The sequence below is a fragment of the Bacillus tuaregi genome (assembly GCF_900104575.1).
GTDB classification, from domain to species: domain Bacteria; phylum Bacillota; class Bacilli; order Bacillales; family Cytobacillaceae; genus Bacillus_BD; species Bacillus_BD tuaregi.
Map to the genome: position 1 here is coordinate 613,172 of NZ_LT629731.1, position 17,040 is coordinate 630,211.

At 41.8% G+C, this 17,040-nt stretch carries 15 protein-coding genes and 1 pseudogene; 5 read left to right on the top strand and 11 right to left on the bottom strand.

The genetic code is table 11. From position 1 onward, the window contains the following. Positions 1–146 precede the first annotated feature (146 nt). A complete protein-coding gene (locus BQ5321_RS05225) occupies positions 147–1,382 on the bottom strand; it encodes an IS110 family RNA-guided transposase (protein ID WP_071392731.1) in 1,236 nt (411 codons plus the stop codon). Positions 1,383–1,656: 274 nt separating this feature from the next. Beyond that, positions 1,657–3,348 (bottom strand): L-lactate permease, encoded by a 1,692-nt coding sequence (locus tag BQ5321_RS05230; protein ID WP_071393515.1) that lies wholly within the window; start codon positions 3,346–3,348, stop codon positions 1,657–1,659. A gap of 308 nt (positions 3,349–3,656) precedes the next feature. Here BQ5321_RS05230 and BQ5321_RS05235 point away from each other — a divergent pair, with 308 nt between their 5' ends. The 4 genes from BQ5321_RS05235 to BQ5321_RS05250 all read left to right on the top strand — a co-directional run bounded on the left by BQ5321_RS05235 (position 3,657) and on the right by BQ5321_RS05250 (position 7,617). Then, complete coding sequence (locus BQ5321_RS05235) at positions 3,657–4,388, top strand: FadR/GntR family transcriptional regulator (RefSeq protein WP_071393516.1); 732 nt, start codon at positions 3,657–3,659, stop codon at positions 4,386–4,388. Between the two features lie 342 nt (positions 4,389–4,730). Then, positions 4,731–5,450 carry a (Fe-S)-binding protein gene (locus tag BQ5321_RS05240; RefSeq protein WP_071396781.1) on the top strand — a complete coding sequence of 240 codons (720 nt, stop codon included), beginning with the start codon at positions 4,731–4,733 and terminating at the stop codon, positions 5,448–5,450. A 23-nt stretch (positions 5,451–5,473) separates the two neighbouring features. Then, complete coding sequence (locus BQ5321_RS05245) at positions 5,474–6,901, top strand: LutB/LldF family L-lactate oxidation iron-sulfur protein (RefSeq protein WP_071393517.1); 1,428 nt, start codon at positions 5,474–5,476, stop codon at positions 6,899–6,901. Then, on the top strand, positions 6,901–7,617 hold the full coding sequence (locus tag BQ5321_RS05250; protein ID WP_071396782.1) for a LutC/YkgG family protein: 717 nt from the start codon (positions 6,901–6,903) through the stop codon (positions 7,615–7,617). The genes BQ5321_RS05245 and BQ5321_RS05250 overlap by 1 nt, the downstream gene beginning before the upstream one ends. A 102-nt stretch (positions 7,618–7,719) precedes the next feature. On the opposite strand, the gene BQ5321_RS05255 is transcribed toward BQ5321_RS05250, so the two are convergent. The 6 genes from BQ5321_RS05255 to hppD form a co-directional block, all read right to left on the bottom strand. Beyond that, positions 7,720–8,397, bottom strand: coding sequence for a 3-oxoacid CoA-transferase subunit B (locus BQ5321_RS05255; RefSeq protein ID WP_071393518.1), 678 nt, complete (start codon positions 8,395–8,397; stop codon positions 7,720–7,722). A gap of 4 nt (positions 8,398–8,401) precedes the next feature. After that, positions 8,402–9,088 (bottom strand): CoA transferase subunit A, encoded by a 687-nt coding sequence (locus tag BQ5321_RS05260; RefSeq protein ID WP_071393519.1) that lies wholly within the window; start codon positions 9,086–9,088, stop codon positions 8,402–8,404. Between the two features lie 110 nt (positions 9,089–9,198). Continuing rightward, on the bottom strand, positions 9,199–10,356 hold the full coding sequence (locus tag BQ5321_RS05265; protein WP_071393520.1) for a homogentisate 1,2-dioxygenase: 1,158 nt from the start codon (positions 10,354–10,356) through the stop codon (positions 9,199–9,201). A gap of 64 nt (positions 10,357–10,420) precedes the next feature. Beyond that, on the bottom strand, positions 10,421–11,716 hold the full coding sequence (fahA, locus tag BQ5321_RS05270; RefSeq protein ID WP_071393521.1) for a fumarylacetoacetase: 1,296 nt from the start codon (positions 11,714–11,716) through the stop codon (positions 10,421–10,423). Further along, positions 11,713–12,654: a hypothetical protein gene (locus BQ5321_RS05275; protein ID WP_084786657.1), complete on the bottom strand. Its 942-nt coding sequence runs from the start codon at positions 12,652–12,654 to the stop codon at positions 11,713–11,715. Before BQ5321_RS05275 ends, fahA begins: the two co-directional genes overlap by 4 nt. A gap of 199 nt (positions 12,655–12,853) precedes the next feature. Next, entirely contained in the window at positions 12,854–13,975 is a 1,122-nt protein-coding gene (gene hppD / locus BQ5321_RS05280; protein WP_071393522.1) for a 4-hydroxyphenylpyruvate dioxygenase, read from the bottom strand. 197 nt (positions 13,976–14,172) lie between these two features. Between hppD and BQ5321_RS05285 the strand changes: the two genes are divergently transcribed. Further along, on the top strand, positions 14,173–14,421 hold the full coding sequence (locus BQ5321_RS05285) for a DUF1450 domain-containing protein (RefSeq protein WP_084786658.1): 249 nt from the start codon (positions 14,173–14,175) through the stop codon (positions 14,419–14,421). Positions 14,422–14,671: 250 nt separating this feature from the next. Here BQ5321_RS05285 and BQ5321_RS25075 read toward each other — a convergent pair whose 3' ends face one another. The 3 genes and pseudogenes from BQ5321_RS25075 to BQ5321_RS05295 all read right to left on the bottom strand — a co-directional run bounded on the left by BQ5321_RS25075 (position 14,672) and on the right by BQ5321_RS05295 (position 16,866). Further along, the gene (locus tag BQ5321_RS25075) at positions 14,672–15,619 is read right to left on the bottom strand and encodes a methyl-accepting chemotaxis protein (protein WP_407639274.1); all 948 of its coding nucleotides are present in this window, start codon (positions 15,617–15,619) and stop codon (positions 14,672–14,674) included. After that, positions 15,611–16,675, bottom strand: a pseudogene (locus tag BQ5321_RS25080) (HAMP domain-containing protein); the annotation flags it as partial. The pseudogene BQ5321_RS25080 and the gene BQ5321_RS25075, both read right to left, overlap by 9 nt. Then, entirely contained in the window at positions 16,672–16,866 is a 195-nt protein-coding gene (locus BQ5321_RS05295) for an aspartyl-phosphate phosphatase Spo0E family protein (RefSeq protein ID WP_071393524.1), read from the bottom strand. The gene BQ5321_RS05295 and the pseudogene BQ5321_RS25080, both read right to left, overlap by 4 nt. Between the last annotated feature and the right edge of the window lie 174 nt (positions 16,867–17,040).

The following is a 17,040-nucleotide window of genomic DNA, read 5'->3' on the forward strand; positions in this document are numbered from 1 at the left end:
TAACTAATTTAACAAAACCAGCTAATAGATTGTCAAGAAAAATCTTTTAAATCGAAAACAACTTCATGCTATACTAAAAATGCGCAACTCAAATAACCCTCCGAACTTAATTTGGAAGGTTTTTGCTTTATTTGAAAATGCTGTTATTAAATAGTTTCTTGGAATGGTGTTTTCGTTTTTAACATCGCATAAATCCAGTGTAAAAGTTTATTAGCACATGCAATAATGGCTACTTTATAAGGCTTACCTTCTTCACGTTTTAAATCGTAGAAGGCACGTAATCGCTTATTTCGTGCAATGGTTTCATCAGTTGTTTTCTTTTTACGACTATCTCGAATGGAACACCGAACTGCTGTAAAAAGCATGTGGCGAAGCCTTGCAGAGCCTCGTTTAGTAATATGATTCTTCGTACCTTTAAAGCGACCTGATTCAAAAACACTAGGGTCAAGTCCTGCAAAGGCAACTAACTTTTTGGGATGACTAAACCGATCAATTTCTCCGATTTCAGAAATAATCGTGGCAGCGATTTTTTCACCTACACCGGGAATTGTTTGGAGTAGTTCATATTCTTCAAGTTGTACCGCCAACTTATCAATCTCACGCTCCAACGTAGAAAGTTGTTGGTGGTACGCTTGAAGTAAATCAATATACATATTCAGACTGACTAGAAGGCTTTGATATAGCGTTGACTGAAATGGATTGCGTTCTGCAGCTGCGATTAATCCTTCTGCTTTTTTATGCGCCCAATTAAATGAACGTGCTTTACAATGCCTATCAATAAATTGTGCAATTTCCTCCACACCAGCTTTTAAGACGGACTCCGAGGTAGGGAAGGTTTGTAAAGTTTTTAATGAAACCTCGGCATACAAATCGCCAAAAACACCTTTATACTCTGGAAATACTTGATCTAACACAGCTTGAAATTGAAGCTTTGTTTGAACCATAATTCCCGTCATATTTTCATGTTGTCTTGTCAGATGCCGAAGATTTAATAACTGAACACCACGCTTTTTCTGAGGCTCTAAATCCTCCTTGTAATACAGTTCGCCTAAGTGATAAGCATCAATGGCATCTGTTTTGGTTTTTCGTAAGCTAGAACTTTTTGCCCGGTAGGATACCAATGGATTTACGATAATCACAATGTACTCTCTTGCTTCTAAAAACTGTACAACTGGGGCATGATAGTGACCTGTTGACTCCAAAACGACAGGTGGTTTCATCCCTGCTTGACGCTCTAAATCGAGTAAATAAGAGTGTAACTCTTTTAGACCTTCCACCGTATGTTCAACCTTCACACTGTTTTTATAGGGCATCTTTTTATCCAAGAACATTTGAATCTGACTTTCACCTTTAGCGACATCCAGACCAACAACTGGATTCATAGTTTATCTCCTCCTAGTGTAGTGGATTGACCGGTAACCTCTATCTAGCTTGTCATTCATATATTCGCTTGTTATACGGGATCTCAATGTCCCAACCAGCCTAATCATGTGTTAACAAGTAGAGGGCGAACAGTTTAGTTGTCGGGATCAAGTCCCACGGGTGCGTCCGTTCTACCCCGGCTACTATCAATCTATAAATTGAATAAAAAATAGTCAACCAGATTTCTCTGGCTGACCTTATAATACGAATAGGGTGCTTTATCAGAGCATTTATTTATGGAATCATCCACGACAATACATTGCTTTGCAGGAAGGTTAAAATTCCAACGAGAATGACTAGGAAAAAGCTATGCTTTAAGGTAAAGCGAAGTAACTCGGATTCCTTTCCTGCCAGTCCAACAGCTGCACAGGCAACAGCAATGGATTGGGGCGAAATCATTTTTCCAGTCACACCACCCGAAGAGTTGGCGGCGACAGCAAGTAATGGATCCATTCCCACCTGCATGGCTGATATCTTCTGCAGGTTTCCGAACAACAGGTTAGCAGAGGTATCTGATCCTGTAATAAAGACCCCGAGCCAGCCAAGGAATGGAGAGAAGAATGGGAATAATGAACCCGTTTTGGCGATAATCATTCCAAGAGCGTGAGTCATACCTGAAGCGTTAGCGACATAGGCAAAGGCCACGACGGACCCAATGGTTAAAATGGGAAGCTTTAATTCATTTAAGGTTTCACCAAATGTTGCTGACCAATCCTTCCAGGATAAACCAGTAATATATTTGGAAATAAAACAAGCAATTAAGATGGCGGTCCCTGCTGTTCCTAATAACTCCAGCTTGTATACAGCGGCTACCGCTTCCCCTGCATCATTCAGAATTCTATTATGTAGCAATGGCACTTCTGGTGAGTAGGTAAGCACATGTCCTATAGAATTCACCGCTTTAAGAATGACATTTGTCCCTTCATAATGTCCTGTTAAGGCTGTTTTAATGGCTGGAATTCCCCAAAAGGAAATAAAGGCTGTTAAAACTAAAAATGGAGACCAGGCTCGGAAGATTTGTCCTCCAGAATAGTGAACGGTTTCAAGTTTTTCATTCTTTGCAGCTGAAGCGACAGCTATTTCGGATTCACCTTTGAAACGGAAAATAGTTTTCGGTTTCCAGAATTTTAAGAAAACAGTAAGGGCAAATAATGAAATTAAGGCTGAAAGAATATCCGGTAATTCAGGTCCTAAGAAGTTAGAGCTTAAATATTGCGCGATGGCAAAGGAAAATCCTGAGACAAGGATGGCGGGCATTACTTCTAATGCTCGTTTAAAGCCTGCCATGATAATCACTAAGTAAAGCGGAATAAAAACAGAAATAAAGGGTAGCTGGCGTCCAACCATTTTAGAGATTTCCATGGCATCAATCCCGACAGGCCCTGCCATGGCTGTTATTGGAATCCCGATAGCCCCGAAGGCAACAGGTGCTGTATTGGCTAATAAACAAATTCCGGCAGCATATAAGGGATTAAATCCTAATCCGACAAGTAATGCGGCTGAAATCGCAACAGGTGCCCCAAATCCAGCAGCTCCTTCTAGGAAAGCCCCGAATGAGAAGGCAATCAATAAGGCCTGCAAGCGGCGGTCTTCTGTAATCGATTGGATAGAGGTACGAATAATATTGAATTGTCCACTTTTGACCGACAGCTTATAAAGAAAAACGGATGTGACAATGATCCAGCCGATGGGTATAATTCCATACACAGCACCTTGAGAAGCAGACATAAAAGCCATTTGAGCAGGCATTTTGAAAGCGATGATGGCAAGGAGAATTGCCAGAGCCAATGTCGTTAAACCAGCGATATGCCCCTTCATCCGTTTAATCGCAAGTGCCCAGAAAAAATATAGGATTGGGATAACGGCGACTATGGCGGTAAGAGCTAAATTATTTCCAACTATAGTAAAATTTTGAGTAAATGTCATAGTTATACCTCCAATTAATCAGTCAAACTATTAATCTCTCTTTCAATCCTTAGTAGGACAATAACCTCCTTCTTTAAAAAGATATCGTTTTCATTTTTCCGCATTTCATAGATGTTATGATAAGGTCATCTGATGACTAGATGACTTTGATAATCTGAATTATAATTGCCAATATTTAAAAAAACAATAGATTTGTGAAAAGTTTATGAATATTTTTTAAAGATAAGTGATTTATATTCATTTGTGTAAAGTACTCAAAAACCATTATAATTCTAGTAATAGTAACCTGAGAATGTGAGGCGGAAATAATGAAATATAAACAAATTAAGCCTAAAAAAATATATGAAGAGGTGGCAGAGGCCCTACATGAAGCGATTCGTAATGGTCAGCTCAAGCCAGGAGATAAATTAAAATCGGTTGAGCAATTAGCCGAAAACTTTCAAGTCGGTCGATCGGCCATTCGGGAGGCCTTGTCTGCGTTAAAAGCCATGGGCTTAATTGAAATGAAACAGGGTGAAGGTACCTATGTGAAGCAATTTGAGGCAGAAAATATAAAGTTTCCGCTTTCATCTGCGATACTGATGAATAAAGAAGATGTGAAAAATCTCCTTGAGGTCAGAAAAATTATTGAAGTGGGCGCAGCTGCTGTAGCGGCAAGTAAACGAAGTGCAGAGAGCTTAGAAAAGATGAAAGAGGCATTAGAAGAGATGGAGGTTTCCAATGGGAATGAAGAATTAGGGGAGAAATCGGATATGGAGTTTCATTTAGCCCTGGCAGCGGCTACCCAAAACCCACTCGTCTCTAACCTATTGCTGCATGTATCAGACCTCATGCAGGAAACGATGAGAGAAACCCGGCGATTATTATTATTTTCCACATGGACGACAACCGAGAAGCTATATGATGAGCATGTTGAAATCTACCAAGCCGTTCTCGAGCAGGATGGTGAAAAGGCTAGAAAAGCCATGCTTACCCATTTGGATAATGTAGAAAATATTTTGCAACAGTATTTTGAGGAAAAGGATATTATACGGGATTAAGGAGCTTTTTTAAAGGCTCCTTTATTTCCGTTTCGGGCACTTCGCTTTCCACAGGCGCACGCCAAGACTCCTCGATACGACGTGTCTTGAGGGGTTCTTCTTTCTCGTTTCTCCTGTAGGACATTAAATGACTCCCCGAATCTACCCACGCAAAAATATGAAAATCCTTTCTAAATATTTATCGTATTATCATAGTACTTATCTAATATTATATCATTCAGTCATCAGATGACCTGTTGACTGGGTGAAAAATTGGTAGTAAAGTAATCTTAATAATTTTTTTACTAATTAGATAAATATAATAATTTTAGGATTCATTTGATGGGGAGAGGGATGGACGAAATGAGAGTAACTTTATTTGCAACCTGTCTTGTTGATATGTTTAATAGTGATGTTGGTAAGGCGACCGTTGAATTGCTAGAACGACTTGGCTGTGAAATTGATTTTCCTGAGACACAAGTATGCTGTGGCCAGCCAACCTACAATAGCGGGTATGTAGAGGCCGCCAAGCCAGCCATGAAAAAAATGATCGAGGCCTTCGAGCATGCCGAGTATGTTGTCAGTCCATCTGGCTCATGTGCCTACATGTTCCATGAATATCGGCATATCTTTAAAGACGATCCTGTCTACGGACCTAAAGCGAAGGCGCTTGCAGAGAAAACCTATGAATTAACGGAATTTATCGTTGATGTCTTACAAATTGAGGATGTCGGGGCGACCTTTCCTGGCAGGGTCACCTACCATACATCCTGTCATATGACAAGATTACTTGGAGTAAGAGAAGCTCCAATCAAATTATTAAAAAATGTTAAGGGATTAGAATATATAGAGCTTCCGGGAAAAGAAAATTGCTGTGGATTTGGCGGTACTTTTTCCGTGAAAATGGGGCAAATTTCTGAGCAAATGGTAAATGAAAAGGTTCAGCATGTGGAAGAAACGGGGGCAGACTATTTAATTGGTGCCGATGGGTCTTGCTTAATGAATATTGGCGGGCGAATCACGAGACAAGGAAAGCCAATCAAAGTGCTGCATATTGCTGAAGTGTTAAATAGCCACGTATAAACGAAAAGAGGGGAGAGGTACCTATGTCAATGAAGACGAGCACAGAGAAATTTAAGGTTCGTGTCAAGAATCAAATTCAAGACTCCTTCATGAGAGGGGCGGTTGCCAGCGCCCAAGAGACCATCCAAGGAAGAAAACAAACCGTGACGGATGAGCTGGGAAACTGGGAAGAATGGCGTAATCATGGGGAAGAAATTCGTCAGCATGTACTCGAAAATCTCGATTTCTATTTATTTGAGTTAAGTGAAAATGTGGCAAAAAGAGGCGGTCATGTCTTTTTTGCGAAAACAGCGGAAGAAGCAGGAGAATATATATCGGACATTGCCCAAAAGAATCAGGCGAAAAAAATTGTCAAAGCTAAATCAATGGTGACAGAGGAAATCAGTCTGAATGAAAAGCTGGAGGCCATTGGCTGTGAAGTGATTGAAACGGATTTAGGGGAATATATTCTCCAGGTTGACGACCATGATCCACCGTCCCATATCGTTGTTCCTGCGTTACACAAAAATAAAGAGCAAATCAGGGATGTATTTGCGGAAAAGCTAGACTATAAAAAGACCGAAAAACCTGAGGAGCTCGCTTTGTTTGCTCGTGAAACCTTACGTCAAGACTATTTGACCGCAGACCTTGGCATCACAGGCTGTAACTTTGCGGTGGCAGAAACAGGCTCGATTACACTTGTAACAAATGAAGGAAATGCGGACCTTGTGGCGGCTCTGCCCAAAACACAGGTCGTGGTCATGGGGATGGAGCGGATTGTCCCTACCTTTGAGGAAATGGAAGTATTGGTTGGGATGCTGACGCGGAGTGCCGTTGGTCAAAAACTGACAAGCTATATTACAACCCTCACAGGTCCACGTGAAGAAGGCGATGTGGATGGTCCGGGTGAGTTTCATCTTGTCATCGTGGACAATGGACGTTCAAACATCCTTGGAACAGAATTTCAATCGGCGCTTCAATGCATTCGTTGTGCAGCCTGTATCAATGTATGCCCGGTGTATCGACATGTTGGCGGTCATTCCTATGGATCGATTTATCCTGGACCGATTGGAGTGGTCTTAACACCGCTGCTTGGCGGCTATGATGATTATAAAGAATTGCCATATGCCTCCACCCTATGTTCAGCCTGTACGGATGCTTGTCCGGTGAAGATCCCTCTTCATGAATTGATTTTAAAGCATCGACAAGTGATTGTGGAAAAGGAAGGGAAGGCACCTTTTTCCGAAAAAGTACTGATGAAGACAGTTGGAATGGGAACTTCTTCACCAGCACTCTATCATATGGCTTCCAAAATGGCACCAGTGCTTTCAAAACCGCTGACAAGTGATGACCGAATTACGAAGGGGGTCGGACTATTGAAAGAATGGACAGATATTCGTGATTTGCCGGCGCCCAATAAAGAGCGCTTCCGGGATTGGTTTAAAAACCGACCAAAAGGAGGAAATGAATGATGCGAGGAACTATAACAAATCGTGAGGCTTTTCTCAGTCATATCGCGAATCGGCTTGGTCGAGAAAGAGTGACGCATGTCAAAAGACCCCAATGGGCTTACAATCCGCAGGAGGAAGTATTAAAAGGTGCGACTCAGGAGGAATTGTTAGAGGTGTTAAAACTTCAATGTACAAAGGTACATACGAAGCTTGATGTTACGACAAAAGATAAATTACCAGAAGTGCTAGCAAGCTCAATTGATGCCGTTGGTGGAGGGCCTGTCGTGACATGGAAGGATCCGCGCTTTGAGGAATTTGGACTAGGGAAACTATTAAAGGAAGATTTTCCGAAGGGGAATGTGGAAGTATCCGAATGGAATTCTGCGTTAGGGAAAGAAAATATTATGAAAGCAGAAAAGGCAAATGTTGGAATCACGATTAGTGAAATCACATTAGCTGAATCTGGTACGGTTGTCTTGTACAGCAGCAAGGATAGAGGGAGAACCATCAGCTTTCTGCCAACCCACTCTATCGTAATTGTTCCAAAAAGCACGATTGTTCCGCGCATGACGCAAGCGGCCCAAATATTACGGAAAAAGCTTCAAAACGGTGAACAGGTTCCATCCTGTATCAACTATATTACCGGGCCAAGTAATTCTGCCGATATTGAGCTCAACCTTGTGGTCGGTGTCCATGGGCCAGTTAAAATGAATTATATTGTCGTGGAAGACTTATAGAATAGAAGGAGTTTATGTCATCGATTCCCTGTAAAATGATATTGAAATCGAACAAAGAACATGACCTATTCGTAAAATGAAATAGGTCATGTCTTTTTATTTCTAATAGGCTTCCAATTTTACATGAGGATCAACTATCAAGGTCGCCTCTGTCACGGCTTGAACCTCATCGATTGTATACCCTTTGGCGACCTCTACTAATTTTAAGCCAGCCTCTGTTACATCCATTACAGCCCGGTCTGTGATAATACGGTTGACCACCCCTTGACCAGTAAGTGGGAGGGTACAGGCTTTGAGGATTTTTGTCTGGCCTTTTTTATTGGTATGCTCCATAATAACGATGGTCTTTTTAGCGCCATGGACAAGATCCATCGCACCGCCCATTCCTTTTACCATTTTACCTGGAATCATCCAATTGGCCAGATCACCGGTCTCGGACACCTCCATGCCTCCAAGAATAGCGACATCAATATGTCCGCCGCGGATCATCGCGAAGGAATCTGCACTCGAAAAATAAGCAGCACCTTTTATTACCGTAATCGTTTCTTTTCCGGCATTAATCAAATCGGGATCGACCTCTGCTTCTCCTGGATAAGCACCAATACCCAGCAAACCATTCTCGGACTGCAGAACAACTTGTTTATCCTCGCTTATATAATTGGCAATCAGCGTTGGCATGCCAATTCCTAAATTCACATAATCCCCTGATGCCATTTCCTTTTCTGCTCTTTTAGCAATCTTTTCTCTCACATTCTGTCCTGTGACCAATTGTGTCCCCATCCTCTCACACGACCTTTTGTACGGTACGTTTTTCAATTCGTTTCTCTTTATGTCCAACAATTAATCGTTGGACATAAATACCTGGAGTATGAACCTGGGCAGGATCGATGTCGCCAATTTCTTCTACCTCCGCAATCGTAATCCTCCCGGCAGTAGCGACATTGGGGTTGAAATTCTGCGCCGTTTTATTATAGACAAGATTTCCCATAGTATCGGCTTTTAACGCACTGACTAAGCTAAAATCAGCGGTTAAGGCGGTTTCCAGGAGATATTCCTTCCCGTTAAAGGTACGAACTTCTTTTCCCTCTGCAATTGGGGTGCCAACACCTGCTGGGGTATAGAAGGCAGGGATGCCGGCGCCGCCAGCACGAATTTTTTCAGCTAATGTACCTTGAGGAATCAGCTCGACTTCAATTACGCCTGAGAGGTATTGTCTTTCAAATTCTTTATTTTCGCCAACATAAGAGCTAATCATTTTCTTGATTTGTTTATTTTTTAAAAGAATCCCAAGACCCCAATCATCTACACCGCAGTTATTCGAGATGACGGTTAAGTCTTTTACATCGGTCTCACTAAGCGCCACGATTAAGTTTTCAGGAATTCCACATAATCCAAAACCACCAACCATGATGGTCGCTCCATCATGAATATCTTTAACAGCCTCAATAAAAGAGTGATAGGTTTGCTTCATCTATTCCAGCCTCGCTTTTATAGGATGGCTATGTTCAACATCGTTGTTGATTGCTGTTCAACATAGCCTATCTATCGTTTAATAGGAAAATTGAACTTCAATTAATCAGATTAAGAAGGTAGCCAGCTGCTCATATACCGACTATCTTCTATTGTATGTGCTTCTTTTACTACATGGAGGGGACGGAAGGTATCGATCATGACGGCCAGCTCACGTGTTTCCTTCTTCCCGATGCTAGCTTCAATTTTGCCTGGATGAGGGCCATGCGGTAAGCCGCTTGGATGTAGGGTGATGGAACCTTCCTCAATGCCGCGACGGCTCATGAATTCCCCATCCACGTAATAAAGGACCTCATCGCTTTCTACGTTACTGTGTACATAGGGGGCAGGAATGGCCTCTGGGTGATAATCATACAGCCTTGGTACAAAGGAACAAATCACATAGTTGTAGCCCTCAAAGGTTTGGTGTACTGGAGGCGGCTGATGAACACGTCCAGTGATGGGCTCAAAATCGTGAATACTAAAGGCATATGGGTATAGGTAGCCGTCCCAGCCAACTGCATCAAGCGGATGGAAATCATACGTATAGGAAGTGATCATGCCTTGTGCGCGTACTCGTACTTCATATTCTCCTTTTTCATCCTTTGTTTCCAATCTTTCCGGCGTTCGAATATCACGCTCGCAAAATGGAGAGTTCTCCAGATATTGCCCAAATTCATTTCGATAGCGCTTCGGGGGAATAATCGCTGAATTGGATTCTAGGACTAAGAATCGGGCTTCATCCGATTCCAGAACGATACGATAGGTGGTTCCAATGGGAATCACAAGATAATCTCCAGGTCCGAAGCTTAATTCACCGAAGATGCTTTCCATTTTTCCTTTGCCTTCATGAATAAACAGCATTTCATCGCCTTCACCGTTACGATAGAAATAGTCCATTTGCTTATTAGGACGTGAGATTCCAACCGCCACATCCTCATTGGCTAGATAAATCCGACGTGCTTCAAGAAAATCCCCGCGCGCTTCGATATCCTTTGTAAGGAAATGGCGGTGCTGCAGTGCTCCTTTATCTTCATATTCATACCGAATATCACATATTTTCTCTGCCTTTCTTACTTGGGTAGGCTGATTCACATGATAAATCAAGGATTGAATACCGGAAAAACCCTTCGTTCCCATTAACTGTTCATAATATAAACTGCCATCCTCTTTGCGAAACTGTGTATGACGTTTATGTGGAATGCGACCCATTTTCATATAGTGCGGCATGTTGGACACCTCTTTCTTTCAAATGAATTTTTGATCCTTCCCCGGTATGGGGTATGGGGGAGAATTAGTTGATTGTTTTTTCAACCGTTAAAAGCTCTGCCTCTGAAAGCGCAGGCAAGACCGTTCCTCTGACCTCGCCAAAGCCAAGTCGGTAGCCGTCACCTTGGCAATATCCGCGAATAATTAACTCATCGCCGTCCTCCATCCAAGTCCGCTTGTCTCCATTTTTGAGTTCAAGAGGATCGGCACCTCTCCAGGTAAGCTCTAGCATGCTTCCTCTTTCACTACGCTCAGGACCGCTGATTGTACCGGATGCCTGCATGTCACCCGGACGAAGATTGCAGCCGGTAATGGTATGATGGGCCACCTGTTGGGCGATGGACCAATACATATAGTGAAAATTAGTCTTTGTAATGGGCGTTTCCTCGGAATCGTTTTCGGGTTTCAAATAGACTTCTAGGTTAATATTGAAAGCACCCTTTTTCTTTTGCTTTAAATAAGGAAGAGGCTCTGGATCTTGAGTAGGGCCTGCCTGACGAAATGGCTCTAATGCTTCAAATGGAACGACCCATGGTGAAATAGAGGTCGCAAAGTTTTTCGCTAGGAATGGTCCAAGCGGCTGATATTCCCATGACTGAATATCACGGGCACTCCAATCATTTACAAGCACCATTCCAAAGACCTGGTCCTCTGCTTGATCAATCGGGATCGGTTGTCCAAGCTTGTTCCCAGGACCGATAAACCAGCCCATTTCTAATTCAAAATCAAGCTGTGCTGTTGGTCCAAAGACAGGAGCTTCTGCATGGGCTGGCTTCGTCTGACCTAACGGACGGCGAACATTGGTCCCGCTTAGAACGATGGAGCTCGCACGACCATGATAGCCAATCGGAACATGCTTCCAGTTCGGCATTAAGGCAATATCTTTGCCGCGAAACATTGTTCCCACATTTGTTGCGTGTTCCTTCGATGCATAGAAATCGGTATAATCACCAATTTGAACCGGTAACAGCATTTGAACTTCACTTTGAGGATAAAACGCTTTCAATCGAAGCTCCCTGTTATCCCTTAAATCGGCAGTATCTTGATCGAGCAGGTATTGAAGCTTTTCACGGACTGCTTTCCAAACAGAACGGCCAAGCTCCATAAAGGGATTGAGTGACGAGGCGCTGAAGATGTTTTTTCCTTCGGCACCGGTCCCTTTAAATAGACCTGCTTCATCGATGATGGATAGGTCAAGTACGTAATTCCCAATAGCAGTGCCCACACGCGGGGACTGATTGGCAGATTGAAAGATTCCGTATGGTAAATTCTGAATAGGAAAATCACAGTCTTGTACAGTCTCAATAAATGAATATCTCATTCTACTTCCTCCTCATGATAAATCGATAGTTCGCCAAGCTCTTCCCGTGGTTCATCAAAGCTACAGCTACCATAGGAATGGGCGAAAAAGCTTCGTGCTTGAATGATTTCTTTTGAATGAATCGTTAAATGCTGCCAGCTAAGACCCTTCGGTGTAAAAGAAAAATGGGACGAATCTTCATCAAGCAGGATGGCTTCAATCGTTTCTACATCCAATGCATGGCGGTATGCAAGAAGAGAAGCCGTAAACACATTGACAAATCCATGCATCTTCGTTTCCACTTCCTGGCGAAATTGACGGATGGGATGGTGAAGACCGGCAGTAAATTTGATAAATAATCCTCGCTTCTGAGATTCATGGATGACGAAGGCGGCCGTCTGTGCGGAAGGAAATAATGCTGCCCGAATGCCTCCCATTCGCAGCTTGACACCGATTGGTTTTGTCGATTCCTTGTTCACGAAACGGATCCCATCTAATAGGGGGAGAATTTCGTCCTTTCCTCCAGCTACCTCACAATAGATTGGATAGCCATCGAGCCTAGTGGCTAGTTTTTTCAAGAAGGAAGGGCTGCTGTCCGGTGAGAGAGAGACTTCGATGGCCTCAACGGAACCGGAATTTTGATACTTATGTAAAAAATGCTCAATCAGCACAAGCTCATTCTCCAGCTCTTCCTTTCTTGATAAAATAACCGATAGCCTGAGCGGGTATGGTTCATTAAATAGACTACGATATTCATCTAGCTCTTTCAGACGGCTAACAGGAATCACAAATGGACCCATCATCCAGCTGTCAGAGCTTGAAATATAGGATTGATAGTTTTGGATTGCTTGTGAAAGAGACAAAGCCGCAGGAGGGAATAATCCTGCATAATCAATCAGTTCCTCCATAAAGTGGCTGATGGCATCTCCTCTCCACTTCGTTTTTACCTTCATTAGCATGAAAATCAACGCTCCTTTTTCAGGAGAGAGTGTCTAAAAGACACTCTCTTATTCTATCTTAGGCAGAAGTAATCAATCTTGTTGAAAAAAGGCTATTAGGTTTAAAGGCTGTTTTTTACACAGGAAGGATGGGGGTTCCTGAGGCGATGCCCACATGACCATTGCGCGGCTACCGCATTGATAGACTCTGTCTGCCTCATTAAATATTTCCACGGCGTTCCTGTTCCCGTTCAATCGATTCAAATAATGCTTTAAAGTTACCATCACCGAATCCAAGTGCCCCTTTACGCTGAATGATTTCAATAAAAAGGGTAGGACGGTCAACCAGTGGCTTTGTGAAAATTTGTAGCAAGTATCCTTCATCATCACGGTCGACGAGAATATTTAAATCTTGGATTTTCTTAATATCCTCGTCGATATGTCCGACACGGTTGGCCAGCTCTTCATAATAGGTATCAGGTGTTGTTAAGAATTCCACACCGTTTTCCTTTAGCTTAGCAACGGTGCTAATGATGTCATTGGTTAATAAGGCGATATGCTGAACGCCAGCTCCTTTATAGTACTCAAGGTATTCTTGGATTTGTGATTTGCGTTTTCCTTCCGCTGGTTCGTTGATAGGGAATTTTATCCGTCCTGTGCCATTCATCATCACCTTCGACATAAGCGCTGAATATTCTGTTGAAATATCTTCATCATCAAAATGCTTTAATACGCTGAATCCAAAGACGTTTTCATAGTAGGTGGTCCATTCTTCCATTTCTTCTACGTTTCCTACGATATGATCGACACCGACTAAACCACTTGAAGCCGCATCATAAGTATCATCGATTGGGGCAAATCCTGGCATAAATAATCCTTTGTAATCAATTGGTTCAATGATGGTATGAATCGTGTCCCCATAGGTTCCAATCACGGCTTTTTTCACCTTTCCATCCTCATCCTCTTCTATCCATGGCTCCTTGATGGCAATCCCGCCGCGTTCAATCGCATCATAGTAGGTTTTATCCAATTCCTTTACGAGAAGGGCAATATCCTTAACCCCTTCGCCATGTTTTTTAATAAATTCAGCGATATCATTATCATCTGATAGAGATCCGGTTAAAACCAATCGGATGGCCCCTTGCTCTAGCATGTATGACACCTTGTCACGGGAACCTGTTTCAAGCCCTTTGTAGGCCTTTAGTTTAAAACCAAATGCTTTAGCATAATAATAGGCGGCTTGTTTCGCATTCCCTGTATAAATTTCTACATAATGAACATTCTTCACAGGGAAGATTTCTTGTTTTTTGGTTTTTGCTGCTGACATGACTTTTTCACTCATTCGAAACACTCCTTGTTTTTGAATTTATAAAATTTTCAGTTTGTTTTCTCTTGATGTAAAAAATCATAATGGATTCCTTTTGTTCCGGCAAACACAGGTTTTACCGCGTTTATTGTTTATCACTTTTATTCTTTATCGCATTGAAGTAATACCGCTTTTAGGTGGCTTCTTGATAGCCTTTGGAGGAATTCGATAACATGTTGCCAAAAAGAAAGGTGATGGTAGCAGTGGGATTAGAGGTTAAATTTTGTCCGTGTAATTTTGAAGATGATATGGAAATGGTAAAAAAGGCGTTAATGAATCGGAAGGATATCAGGGTATGGGAGGAACGCTGCCTCCTGTATTGCGGGCAATGCTTAGTAGAGCCATTCGCAGTCGTAAATGGGGTCAACATAACAGCAAATAGTCCGGAAGAGCTGCTGGAAGAATTAGAAAAAAGGATATAGGGGATGAGCTTCTATTCGGTATTTAATTGGCGCTAATAAGACTGTTTTGTGTAAGAAATGGAGGGTAAGGGAGCCTAAATGGATTTAGTGTTTGGATGGAACGCTCCAGCATAACAGGAGAAATTTAGTGAATGTAGAAGGAGGGACAAAACTGTCCCTTTATAAAAAGAAAGTAATTTGCTAGCTACCGGACAGTGCCGTTAGGAGCAAATTACTTGTAACGCTCTATATTTAATTCATCCTTATCCCTCTATATCTTAAATTGCTTGACCAATCCATTTAATTCCTCAGATAGCTTAGAGAGGTCATTTGAGCTTCGTGCGACATCTTCCATTGAGCTAGAGGTTTGTTGAATGGACGCTGAGGTTTCTTGAATCCCTGCAACAGATTGTTCTGCCGCCGCCGCAATTTCTTGAATCGAGCCATTGATTTCCTGGCTGTTGGCGGAAATGTCTGATAGGTTACCAGATATGGTGTTGATGCTGTTGACCATTTCTGTGACCGATTGGCTAATCCATGTAAACGTTTCGCCAGTGGTTTCAATCTGAGCGGTGCCTTTTTCCACTTCTTCATATCCGTCGTGTAAGGTTTCTGTTACACCATTAAATCCATTTTGAATATTTTGGACGATTGTTGTAATATCCGTTACGGAGGTAGCCGTTTGTTCAGCTAGCTTTCTAACTTCTTCAGCGACAACCGAAAAGCCCTTCCCATGCTCTCCAGCTCTTGCTGCTTCAATCGCGGCATTCAAGGCCAATAGGTTGGTTTGGTCGGCGACTTCCTTTATGACCACAACCAATTGGGATATTTGCTGTGATTGTTGATCAAGCTCTTGTACCTTTTGAACCGACTCTCTAACGATTTGATCTATTTTGGTCATTTGCTTGGTAGATGCGTCCATTAAAGTGCTTCCTTCATTTGTCAATTTTAGGACATGATGAGATGATTCCTGAATCTGTTCTCCCTGCTCATTAGCTTCCTGGACCTTTGAGGCAAAGTTGGCTACGATGGAGGACATCTCACTAGAGGTATTGGCCTGTGCTTCTGAACCAGATGCTATCTCTTGCATAATCAATGCGACTTGTGCAGAACCAGCCTGCACTTCATTTGCTGATTGGGTTAATTCTTCACTTTCGTATGAAAGAACTTCAGAGGCATTAGCGATATTTACCATCAGTTCCTTCAGCTTATCCTGCATGTCATTAAAGGCTTGCCCTACTTGTCCAATCTCATCATTGGTCCGTACATGAATTCTCTCAGTCAAATCGCCATTACTGATGGTGATGGTTTTTTCTTTTAACTCATTAAGCGGCCTAATGATTGATTTTGTAATAAAGGTTACAGCAATAGCACCAATCATGATCGCAATCCCAATGATTAATAGCGTATTTTTCAGAATATACGATGCTTCTTCGTTGACCTCATCTTTTTCTATAGAAATAGCTATTTTCCAGCCCGTTAATGGATTGGTTCCAAACGTCAATACGGACTCTTTATCTTTTAAAATATAATCAAGCTGTCCCTTTTCTTGCTTAAAGACTGTATCTAAGAAACTTTCCTTTCCTTCACTGCCACCTTGTATTGTCGGGTGAGCAATATATTTTCTCGTACCATCTAAAAGGGAGGCAAAACCTGTTTCACCGATATTGACTTGATTCATTAATTGCTGTAATTGATTTAAATTGATATCAACCGCAACGACACCCGAATGATCCTGTGTGATTTGAGAAATGGTGACAACCATTTGACCTGTAGTCGCAGAAACATAAGGTTCTGAAATCACCAATTCCCCTTTTCTATCCATGGCTGCTTTATACCAATCTCTTTCTCTTGGGTCATAATCAGCATCCATAGCCGTATCAGGCTCTTGAATAAATAATCCTGTCGTAGTTCCAACGTATAGAAGCTCTGCCTCTGGATGCAATTCAATATACCGGCTAAATTCCTTTCGCAATTCAGGAGTATTGGCTTCTTCATAAAATGGAGCTGCTACAATTCCGGAAAAGGTCTCGATATCATGCAGCTTAGGATTAATCGTGTTTTCAATGGACGTATTAATTAGCTCAATATTTTCCGTTATACCAGCGGTTACTTCCTTCACAACGGCCTTTTCAGCGGTTTGATAAGATAGTAGCCCAATCGTAACAGTGGGAATTAATAGTAATAAAGAAAAAGATATAATTAATTTTGTTCTAATGTGTAAAAATGATCTCAATAACCGTTTCATTAAACGTTCCCTCCTAGTTCTTTTCATTGTCTAACCAACGGAAAAAGTAATGAATCATTCATTTTCCGTTCCTGATAAATAGTGATATAATGATCTAATTTTTGACTGCAATTAAGTGTTTCATGACTATTTAATCCTGTCTCGTTCACAATTTGGGCTAATTTTAATCGTAACTCATTAATCTTAAACTCTAGTTGTTTCATCTCTAAAAGCTGCATATAAGCCTCCTTATCAATCTTAAAATTCAAATTTGATTCATTTAACAAATAAACATTAATTGTAATCTATTTGACCTATAAAATATGTGATAAAAGTCACTGGGACACAGGGCAGGTCCCCTGTCCCAAGCTTATATATTTTTGAAAAAGCCCTATCCTCTATTGGATAGGGCT